This is a genomic window from Nonomuraea sp. NPDC001684 (assembly GCF_053596515.1).
In genome coordinates, this window is sequence record NZ_JBSFGJ010000360.1 from 1 (window position 1) to 9609 (window position 9609).

Sequence of the window (9609 nt, forward strand, 5' to 3'; positions counted from 1 at the left end):
CCGGGACGGGCTCAGGTGGAGGTCGTCAACGACGGCGAGCGGGTCTCCGGCCTGTTCGCCGAGCTCGCCCGGGTGACCGGCAGGCCCGCGGAGTCGTTCGCCAAGGCCGCCGGGGACGGCCGGGCGCTCGGCCTGCCTCCGTACGCGAAGGGCGGGCTGGAGGGCTTCGCCTTCCCCGGCACGTACCGGTTCGCCGGCTCCGCCGCCCCGGCCGAGATCCTGGGCGAGATGGTGGCCCGCTTCCGCGCGACGGCGGACGAACTCGGCCTGGCCGCCCGGCCCGACGCCTTGGACGTGGTCATCGTGGCCAGTCTCGTCCAGGCCGAATCGCCCACCGAGGCCGACATGCCGAAGGTGGCCCGCGTCCTGCGCAACCGGCTGGCCCGCGGCATGTCGCTGCAGGTCGACAGCTCGGTCCGCTACGCGCTCGGCAGGCGTCGCGGGCCCGTCACGGTCGAGGACGTGCGGATGCGTTCGCCGTACAACACCTACCGTCACAAGGGCCTGCCTCCTGGGCCCGTCGCCAACCCCGGCGCGGCCGCGCTCAGGGCCGCCCTCCAACCGGCCGCGGGCTCCTGGCTGTATTTCGTGCTCACCGACCCGAAGCGCGGCACCCTGGCCTTCGCCACGACCGAAAAGGAGTACACCGAACTCACCGAACGCGCCCGGAAGCCCGGCTACCGAGAATGAGCGCCCGTTCGTCTAGTGTGCGTCGTCGGGGGACGCGGCGCGCATCAGCAGGTGGCCGCGGCGGAAGCGTTCGTCCTCCAGCGGCTCGCGCAGCATCCGGCCCACCTCGACGAACCCCTCCTTGCGGGCCAGGTCGGCCAGTTCGTCGATCGGCCACCGGTAGGCAGGCGTGACCTTGTGGTCGAACTCCGTGACCGGCCCGCCCTCGGACTCGAAGAAGCCGACCAGGAAGTGGCCGCCGGGGGCCAGCACCCGGCGGAACTCGGCGAGGTACGGCGGCAGCTCCGCCGGCGGCACGTGGATCATGGAATACCAGGAGATCAGGCCGCCCAGCTCGCCGTCGGCCACGTCGAGGGCGTCCATCGAGCCGAGTTCGAAACGCAGGCCGGGGTAGTCCCTGCGGGCGATGTCGAGCAGCGCGGGGGACAGGTCGACGCCGAACGCGTCCAGGCCGAGGTCACGCAGGTGGGCCGTCATGTACCCGGGGCCGCACCCGGCCTCGACCACGGGCCGGGGCCCGGCGGCCCGGACGAGTTCGGCGAACGCCGCGACCAGCGCGCGGTCCAGCGGCAGGCGGTCGAGCGAGTCGCGGGCGAGGTCGGCGTACAGGTCGGCGACGGCGTCGTAGGCGCGCGCCGTCGCGGTGAGGTAGGAGGAGTCGGCCATGGCGGACGACTGTAGCCCATCGGCTCGGATGCCGCAGAGCCGTCGCCGCCGCGACGGGCCGCCCGTTCTCGCGTAGGCTGTGAACAAAAATCCAATCTGTTCATACGGATACAGTCGGCCGGCGCGGCCACGGAAGGGATCCCCCATGCTGAACGACCTGCCGTACCTGTCGGCCGGCGACGGGCCGCCCCTGATCGTTTTGATCTACACCCCGCAGGCGGCCAAGCCCACGGGCATGACGCGCTGGTCCACGATGCGGCTGGTCCGGCCGTTCACCCGGGACTTCACCGTGTACGTCGTCAACCGCCCGCCCGGGCTGCCGTCCACCACGACGATGGCCGACCTCGCCGCGATCTTCGCCCGGGCGATCAGGGCCACGTTCGACGGACCGGTCAACGTCCTGGCCCTGTCCACCGGCGGATCCATCGCCCTGCAACTGGCCGCCGACCATCCCGGCCTGGTCGACCGGCTCGTCCTGGCGGGCACGGCCTGCACCCTCGGTCCGGCCGGCCGGCGGGCCCAGCGCGGCTACATCGAACGGGCCCGCCGGGGCAGGCGGCCGAGCCCCGCGCTGGCCGAGATCGTCACCGCGTCGGCCCTCGGCCGCGTCCTGCTCAGGGGCCTGCTGTGGCTGTCGGACGGCGGGCGCGCCGACCACGCCGACGCCGTCACCGTGCTCAACGCCGAGGACGGCTTCGACCTGCGCGGCCGGCTGTCCGAGATCAAGGCGGCCACCCTGCTGATCCAGGGCGGCGACGACCTGGTCTACCCCCTGGACCTGGCCCGGCAGACGGTCGAGGGCATCCCCGACGCCCAGCTCGTCGTCTACCCCGGCCGCAGCCACAGCGGCACCTTCACCGACAGGAGATTCGCCCCCGACGCCCTTGCCTTCCTGACCGACGGCTGAGGAGCCGCCCCTCAGTGGCCGACCGGCCGCGGGGCGTCCCGTACCCTCGCCCGCAGCAGGGCGACGACGCCGAGCACCACGTGCACGACCCCGGCCACCGCCGCGGCCACGTGCAGCCCGGCGACGAACGCCGCCTCGGCCTGCGCGGCCGCCGCCGGCACGAGGGCGGGCAGCTGGAGGGTCTCGTCCAGGGTGGGGGCCAGGTCCGGCCCACGGAGCCGGAAGACCAGGGCGGCGAGCGAGCCGAGCAGCGCGATCCCCAGGGCGTTGCCGATCTCGTTGCTCGTCTCGGCCAGCGCCCCCGCCGCTCCGGCCCGCTCCGGCGGTACGGCCCCGACCGCGGTGTCGGCGACGACGCTGAACGAGATGCCGTACCCGACGCCCGCGACGACCGTGGACGCGACGTACCAGCCGGCACCGCCCGTGACGGCCGTCGGGAGCAGGAGCAGCAGCCCCGCCGCGACGGAGAAGTGGCAGACGGCGAGCGCGGCCCGCCGGCCGACGCGGTCGACCACGAACGGCGTGACGACGCAGGTGACGGTGAGCACGACCGCGCCTGGCAGCGCGAGCAGCGCCGCGTCCAGCACGGGCAGGCCGAGGACGGACTGGAGGTAGACGCCCGACAGGTACGCCGTCGCCGACCACGCCGCCAGCGGCAGCAGCCCGGTGACGATCGCCACGGTGAACACCCGGTCGCGGAACAGCGAGAAGTCGATCAGCGGCTGCGCCAGGCCGCGCTGCCTGCGGACGAACCACGCCAGCAGCCCCGCCCCGGCCGCCCCCGCGACGATCGGGACGGCCGACAGCCCGTCGGCGGCGGCGTGCTTGAGCGCGTAGATCGCGAGCAGCAGCCCGGCCGCGGACGTCACGACGCTGGGCACGTCCACGCGCCCGGCGCGGGTCGCCCGCACCTCGCGCAGCAGGATCGGCGCGAAGACCAGGAACAGGGCGAGGACGGGCAGGTTGACCAGGAAGACCGATCCCCACCAGAACCGTTCCAGCAGCACGCCGCCCACGATCGGCCCGGCGGCGAACCCGGCCGCGAACGCCGCGGCGAACACGCCGATGGCCTGCGCCCGGCGCCGCGGGTCGGCGAACAGCTCGCTCAGCACGGCCAGCGCCGACGGCAGCAGGGTCGCGCCCGCCACGCCCATCAGCGCGCGGGCCGCGATCAGCAGCTCGGCGCTGGGCGCGAACGCCGCCGCCGTGGAGCCGGCGCCGAAGACCGCGGCGCCGGTCATGAGCAGCCGCAGCCGCCCGTACCGGTCGCCGAGGTTGCCGAACGCGATCAGCAGGGAGCCGACGGCGAAGCCGTAGACGTCGAGGATCCACAGGGCCTGGCTCGCGGTGGGCGTGAGGGCCTGGCTGATCCGGGGCATCGCCAGGAACAGGATCGAGCCGTCCATGGAGACCAGCAGGACGGGCCCGAGGATCACCAGGAGACCGAGCCAGGCCCGCAGGCCCGGGGAAGTGCGCGTGTGCTGTCGATACATGGCGCCGACACTCGGGCAGGACGCGCCCGGCAACCATCCCCCTGGCGTGGGTGCACCCAGCAGGTGTACCCACGCGGCCCGCCGGTCGGCCTAGGCTCGGTGGCGTGGAGAGTCTCGGAGCGTTTCTGAAGAGCCGTCGTGACCGGGTCACGCCCGCCGCGATCGGGCTGCGCACGTTCGGGACGGCCCGCCGGGTCCCGGGGCTGCGGCGCGAGGAGCTGGCGCAGCTCGCGGGGGTGAGCGCCGGGTACTACACGCGTCTGGAGCAGGGGCAGGCGGAGACCGCCTCGGAGCAGGTGCTCGACGCTCTGGCGCGGGTGCTGCGGCTCGACCGGATCGAGACCGTCCACCTGCACAATCTCGCCCGGCAACCGGCCCGGTCCCGGTTGTCCCGGCCGCCCGTGGAGGAGCCTCATCCGCGGGTGCTCGCGCTGCTGGAGTCGCTGAAGGACACGACGCCGGCGGTCGTGCTCGGCCGGCGTGGGGACGTGCTCGCGTGGAACCGTACGGGTCATGCGCTGATGGGGGAGCATCTGCCGTTCGAGGCGCCGTGGGATCCGGCGGACCGCCCGTCCGTCCCGAGAATGTTCTTCCTGGATCCGCTCTTCCGCGACCTGCACCGCAACTGGGACGAACTAGCCCGCATCCATGTCGCCTACCTCCGGCTCACCGCGGGCCGCTTCCCCTCGGACGCCCGCCTGGCGGAGCTGATCGGGGAGCTGACGATGCACAGCGCGGAGTTCGCGGCGTTGTGGGCGGTGGGCGAGGTCGCCGACTGCACGGTGGGCACGATGCGCCTGCGGCATCCCACGGTCGGCGCGGTCGACGTCGACTACCAGGTCTGGCTGCAGCCCGACAGCCCCGACCACCGGGTCGAGATCTACACCCCGGCCGACCCGTCCTCCGCCGACGCCCTGCGCATCCTGACCCAGCAGAGCGGCCGGACGTCCTGAGACGTCCGGCCCTCGGGGGCCCGCCGGTCGCAGAGCTGTGGGGCCTTGGCAGCTGCTGCGGCGCGCGTCGCGCCCGGCGGGTACCCGGGTTACGTCAGACGGTGCCGTTGAAGCGGCTGTAGTACGCGCCCACCTCGTTGCGGTGGACGTCGTCGTTGTACACGGCGTCCTCGTCGAACTTCGGCGAGTCCTTGATCTCCTGCTTGGTCCGCGCGAGGTGGACCTTGCGCTCCTGCGGGTCGATCCGCGTGACGGTGCCGGCCGGCAGCACGACCTTCTTGCCGAAGATCCACGGACCGGTGTCGACCACCAGGTAGCTGTCGCCGACGGTGTGGCTCGCCTCGTCCACCGAGCCGATCGAACCGTCGGTGGCCTCGACGTCGAAGCCGACCACGTCGAGAGTCTTGTCGCCGTAGACGTCGGAACCGTAGCTCCACATGTCCTGAGACAAGGGGTTTCCTCCTGATGATCTAGAGAACGTTGCCCACCCACTCTTCCCGGGTCAGCCGCGCCAAACATCGGGGCGCGGTCACTTTGCCGCGCGGGCGGCGTACGCGGCGAGGCCGTCGGCCATGCCCTGCACGAAACGGGTCAGGTACCACCGCCAGAAGCCACCCGAGAGCGGCATCCTCGGCTCGAAGGCGGCGGACCAGGTGATGTCGGTGCCGCCGCCGGCGGCCGGCGCGAGCTCGACCGTCCCGCGGTAGGAGCGGAACGGACCGCCCAGGTTGTCGTAGACGAACCGCCGGTCGGGGACGAGCTCGACGACGCGCTCGCGCGAGACGTTGCGCCCGGTGCGGAAGACCCTGGTGTCGCCCACCTGCTGCCGGGCCGCCGGATCGCCGCCCTCGACGTCGGCGGAGTCGATCGGCGACCACGACGGCCAGGTGGCGGCGTGCGTGAGCGCCGCGAAGACGGCCTCGGGGGCGGCCTGCGAGCGGGCGGTCACGGTGAAGGAGTACGGCATGAGCCCCAACGTAGGCACCGGCCCCGTCCGGAGGCCATGCGCACGATTGCCGTCGATCGGTCAGTTCTTGCGGTACGCCGACGGCCGCACGCCGGTCTGCCGCAGGAAGGCCGACGACAACGAGCCCGCACCGGCGAACCCGCACCGCCCGGCGATCTGCTCGACGCTGAGCGAGGTGGACGACAGCAGCCGCCGCGCCTCCTCGACGCGCAACCGGGTGAGGTACCGGTGGGGCGTCTGACCGGTGCCCTCCCGGAACACCCGGACGAAGTGGTACACGCTCAGATGCACCTCGGCCGCGACGGCGGCCAGCGTCAGCGGCTCGGCCAGGCGCTCGGTCATGATGGCGACAGCCGCCCGGACGGCCGCGTGCTCCGGGCCGGGCAGGCGCTCGGCCCCGCCCTGGCTCAGCAGGTGCGTCACGAGGAAGGCGGCGGCGGACTCGGCGTACAGGTCGCCGGCCGCCGCGCGGCCCGGCAGCGCGCGCAGGAGCTGCTCGACGACCGGATCACCGGCCGCCAGGGCCGCGGCGGTCGCCTCCAGGTCGGGCTCGCGACCGCCCAGCGCGTCGGCGGCCCGCCGGACGGCCGCCGCGGGGACGTGCACCTGGACGGTGCGCAGCCCGGCCGCCGCCCGGTAGCTGATCGACCTGGCCCGGCCGGGGACCATGAGCTCCAGGTGGCCCGGGACCCAGCGCCGCCGGGCCGGCCTGCCGCCCGCGTGCATCCGCAGGTCGGCGTTCCCCGCCACGCAGAGCACGAGATGCAGGTCGGACACGGCGGGCAGGGCGAAGTGCTCGGCCTCGGGCGCGTGCCGGAAGCCCTGCACCAGCAGCGAGCGCCAGCCGGCGTCGTCCCAGCTGTTGTACGTGTGCCGCACGTACGCCGAGGTGTCGAGGCCGGCGTAGGGCGCCAGGTCGAAGTCGGGCGAGTCGAACACGTCCCGAGCCTAACCGGGTCACTGCTGCGGGGCCTCGGCGAGCGAGAGGCTGTTGCCGTCCGGGTCGAGGACGTCCACGTGACGCACGCCGTTGCCGTACGTCTCCACGGGCCCGTGCTCGATGCCGTGCCCGGCCAGCCTGGCCAGGATGTCGTCGAGGCCGGACACGCCGAACGTGATCATGGTGCCGCCGACGCGCGCGGCCCGCATGTGCCGGTCGTCGATGACGACCCACGCGTTCTCGCCGACCTGCCACAGGTGCTCCTCGCCGACGACCTCGTCCGCCGGGCGGCCGAAGAACGCCTCGTACCACTGCTGCGCCGCCGCCCGGTCGCGTACGCACACCACGCTGTACAGATCCACTCGGACCACTCCTTCCCGTCGCTGTGAAGACTCCGCCGGTGGGGCGAACTCATCGTCGCGGCGGCGGGCTGACAGCGGGATGTGTGCGGTTTGTGAGCGGGGGGCCGGAGGGTGAGGGCGTTGGTGTCACCCGATGGAGGAGGAACCGGTTCATGTACCCCTGTGATGTCCCATCCCGGCGGGCTGCCCGGCCGCGGTGGCGGCGCGCGCTCACGGCCGCCGTGCCGGCCGTGGGCCTGGCCGTGGTCGCGGCGCTCCCGGCCGCCGCCACGTCCCGGCCGGCCCTGGACGGGACGCCCGCCCTGCTGCAGCGCCTGGCGCGGGAGGTGGTGGCGGCCGGGGCGCCCGGCGTGCTCGTCCGGGTCGACGACGGCCGCGGCCGGCCCGTCGAGATCGCCGAGCAGGCCGCCTGGACCAGACGCGACCACGTGCTCAAGGCGGGCGACGAGTTCCGCATGGGGTCCAACACCAAGACCATGGTCGCCGTGCTGGTGCTGCAACTCGTGGCCGAGGGCAGACTCGCCCTGACCGACCCGGTGGACAAGTGGCTGCCCGGCCAGGTGCCCGGCGGCGGCGCGATCACGCTGCGCATGCTGCTGAACCACACCAGCGGCCTGTACGACTACACCGACGACCCAGGGATCCGGCCCTCGCTGCTCGGCAAGGACCGGCGGCGGTGGACCCCGGCGAAACTGCTCGCCCTGGGGGTGAAGCACGCTCCGCTGTTCGCGCCCGGCGCCAAGTGGTCCTACAGCAACACCGGCTATGCCGCCGTCGGCGCGGTCCTGGAGCGGGTCACCGGGGCGAGCCTGGCCGACCTGGTCAGGGACCGGATCGCCCGGCCGCTCGGCCTCGCTCATACCTACTACGCGACCGGGCCCGCCTGGCGCGGCCCGTACGCCCGCGGCTACGAGCCGGACGCCGCCCACCAGCCGCCCGCGGTGCCGGCCGCGTTCCGGCGGCTCGCCGGGCCGCGCCACGACGGACATGTGGACGTCTCCGGCCACGACCCCGGCTGGGGCGGCCCGGCCGGGGCGGTGGTGTCCAGCACCCGCGACTGGGCCCGCTTCCACGCCGCGCTCATGTCCGGCAGGCTGCTGCCCGCCGCCCAGCTCGCCCAGCTGCGCACCACCGTCCCGATGGACCCGCGGCAGCCGGACGGGCCCGGCTACGGGCTGGGCATCCAGACCGCCGCCCATCCGTGCGGCACGTTCTGGGGGCACGACGGCGGCATGCCGGGCTACCTGACCACCGGCCTCACCGACCGGACAGGCGGCCGCACGGCCACCGTGCTCGTCGCGTCGGAGTACTGGGCCGAGTTCGAGGCCGACCCGAAGCTCGCCAAGGCCGTCCAGGCGCTGCAGACGGCGGTGACCTGCACGATGTTCGGCAAGCCGGTGCCGGGCGCCGGCTGAACGGCGCGTTGACCGGGCGGCGCGGTGACCGAGCGCCGTCGGCTGAGCGGTGCTTGACCGGGCGGCGACGGCTGGGCGGCGCTAGCTGGGCGGCGTCGTGACGGCTGCTGTCACCAGGCTCTCGGCCTGTGCTCGTGACATCGCCGCGCCGCCCGCGTGTGCGGCGGCGAACGTGGCGGGGCCCAGGGCGGTCTCGGCCCGGCGGGTGAGCCGCCGCAGGTCGGGGTCGCCGGGGCCGGTCCAACCGCCCAGGACGGTGGCGGCCCCGAGCAGTCGGCCGGCCCGTTCCGGCCGGTCCCGGCCGAGCTCGATCGCGGCGGCCACCACCGCGGTCGCGGCCGCGACCGGCGTGTGCCAGGTCAGCGTCAGGCGCACCGCCGGATGGTCGAGCCGGCGGGCCGCGCGGTCGGGGAACCCCTCCGCGAGGTCCGCCCGAGCCAGTACGCCCAGCAGCAGCGCGGTCAGCGGCGGCGTGGTGGATCGATCGGGAGGGGCGCTGGCCAGACCGGCCAGGGCGTGCTCGCGGGCCGCCGCCGCCCGCCCGGCGGCCAGCTCCAGCCGGGCCAGCCCCAGGCGCGCCTGGGTGCTCGACTCGGCCGACCCGCTGCGTCCGGCCCGGTCGAGCAGGCCGGTCAGGTCCCGCCGGCCGCCGTCCACGTCGCCGGACTCGGCCCGGTGCAGCGCGGCGGCCACCTCGTTCTCCATGGTGTGCTCGGGCATGCCGAGCTCGCGGAAGCACCGGGTGGCGCGCTCAGCCAGGGCGGGCGCGGCGGCCGCCGCGCCGGACCGGACCAGCGCCGAGCCGAGGGCGCTCAGCGTCATGCCCTGTCCCCACCGCTCGCCGAGCTGCTCGAACCCGGCCAGCGCGCGGGCCAGCGTGTCCTCGGCCTCGGCGAGGTGGCCGGTGTTCATGGCCAGCACGCCGCTGACCAGCAACGCCAGCGACCGGCTCCACGGATCCGTCCCCTCGGCCGGTACGGCGTGGTCGCCCTTCGCGGCTATGCCGACCGCCAGGCGTGCCATCTCGGCGATGGGATGCGTGCCTGGGACGAGCTCGGCCAGGGCCGTCCTGATCCGGTCGAAGGCGGCGTCGGTCTCCTCCGGCCCGGTGGCCTCGACGGTGGCGACCGCGTGGGCGACGGCGACCAGCGCGCGGGATCGCGGGTCGGCCGGGCCGTCGGCCTGGAGCACCCGGCCGAGCAGGTCGAGCGACTCC

General features: G+C 74.5%; 11 protein-coding genes. 4 read left to right on the forward strand and 7 right to left on the reverse strand.

Annotated features, from left to right (window positions below; genetic code table 11):
- Window positions 1-690 (forward strand): endolytic transglycosylase MltG (gene mltG, locus ACWCSD_RS39585; protein ID WP_449922575.1); only part of this gene is annotated, 690 nt, incomplete at its 5' end.
- A 12-nt stretch (window positions 691-702) separates the two neighbouring features.
- On the opposite strand, the gene ACWCSD_RS39590 is transcribed toward mltG, so the two are convergent.
- The gene (locus ACWCSD_RS39590) at window positions 703-1356 is read right to left on the reverse strand and encodes a class I SAM-dependent DNA methyltransferase (RefSeq protein WP_397157033.1); all 654 of its coding nucleotides are present in this window, start codon (window positions 1354-1356) and stop codon (window positions 703-705) included.
- A 145-nt stretch (window positions 1357-1501) separates the two neighbouring features.
- Here ACWCSD_RS39590 and ACWCSD_RS39595 point away from each other — a divergent pair, with 145 nt between their 5' ends.
- Entirely contained in the window at window positions 1502-2263 is a 762-nt protein-coding gene (locus ACWCSD_RS39595; RefSeq protein ID WP_449922577.1) for an alpha/beta fold hydrolase, read from the forward strand.
- An 11-nt stretch (window positions 2264-2274) separates the two neighbouring features.
- Here the strand turns inward: ACWCSD_RS39595 and ACWCSD_RS39600 are convergent, their stop codons facing one another.
- Window positions 2275-3756: an MFS transporter gene (locus ACWCSD_RS39600; protein ID WP_449922579.1), complete on the reverse strand. Its 1482-nt coding sequence runs from the start codon at window positions 3754-3756 to the stop codon at window positions 2275-2277.
- A 104-nt stretch (window positions 3757-3860) separates the two neighbouring features.
- Between ACWCSD_RS39600 and ACWCSD_RS39605 the strand changes: the two genes are divergently transcribed.
- Complete coding sequence (locus ACWCSD_RS39605) at window positions 3861-4709, forward strand: helix-turn-helix transcriptional regulator (protein WP_397157027.1); 849 nt, start codon at window positions 3861-3863, stop codon at window positions 4707-4709.
- Window positions 4710-4803: 94 nt separating this feature from the next.
- Here ACWCSD_RS39605 and ACWCSD_RS39610 read toward each other — a convergent pair whose 3' ends face one another.
- The 4 genes from ACWCSD_RS39610 to ACWCSD_RS39625 all read right to left on the reverse strand — a co-directional run bounded on the left by ACWCSD_RS39610 (window position 4804) and on the right by ACWCSD_RS39625 (window position 6978).
- Window positions 4804-5148: a PRC-barrel domain containing protein gene (locus ACWCSD_RS39610; RefSeq protein ID WP_449922582.1), complete on the reverse strand. Its 345-nt coding sequence runs from the start codon at window positions 5146-5148 to the stop codon at window positions 4804-4806.
- Between the two features lie 90 nt (window positions 5149-5238).
- Window positions 5239-5676, reverse strand: coding sequence for an SRPBCC family protein (locus tag ACWCSD_RS39615; RefSeq protein ID WP_449922584.1), 438 nt, complete (start codon window positions 5674-5676; stop codon window positions 5239-5241).
- A gap of 60 nt (window positions 5677-5736) precedes the next feature.
- The gene (locus ACWCSD_RS39620; RefSeq protein ID WP_449922586.1) at window positions 5737-6615 is read right to left on the reverse strand and encodes a helix-turn-helix domain-containing protein; all 879 of its coding nucleotides are present in this window, start codon (window positions 6613-6615) and stop codon (window positions 5737-5739) included.
- 18 nt (window positions 6616-6633) lie between these two features.
- Window positions 6634-6978, reverse strand: coding sequence for a VOC family protein (locus ACWCSD_RS39625; protein ID WP_397157021.1), 345 nt, complete (start codon window positions 6976-6978; stop codon window positions 6634-6636).
- 152 nt (window positions 6979-7130) lie between these two features.
- On the opposite strand from ACWCSD_RS39625, the gene ACWCSD_RS39630 reads away from it, so the two are divergent.
- Window positions 7131-8393 carry a serine hydrolase domain-containing protein gene (locus ACWCSD_RS39630; RefSeq protein ID WP_449922588.1) on the forward strand — a complete coding sequence of 421 codons (1263 nt, stop codon included), beginning with the start codon at window positions 7131-7133 and terminating at the stop codon, window positions 8391-8393.
- Window positions 8394-8474: 81 nt separating this feature from the next.
- On the opposite strand, the gene ACWCSD_RS39635 is transcribed toward ACWCSD_RS39630, so the two are convergent.
- A partial coding sequence (locus ACWCSD_RS39635) for a hypothetical protein (protein WP_449922590.1) occupies window positions 8475-9609 on the reverse strand: 1135 nt, incomplete at its 5' end.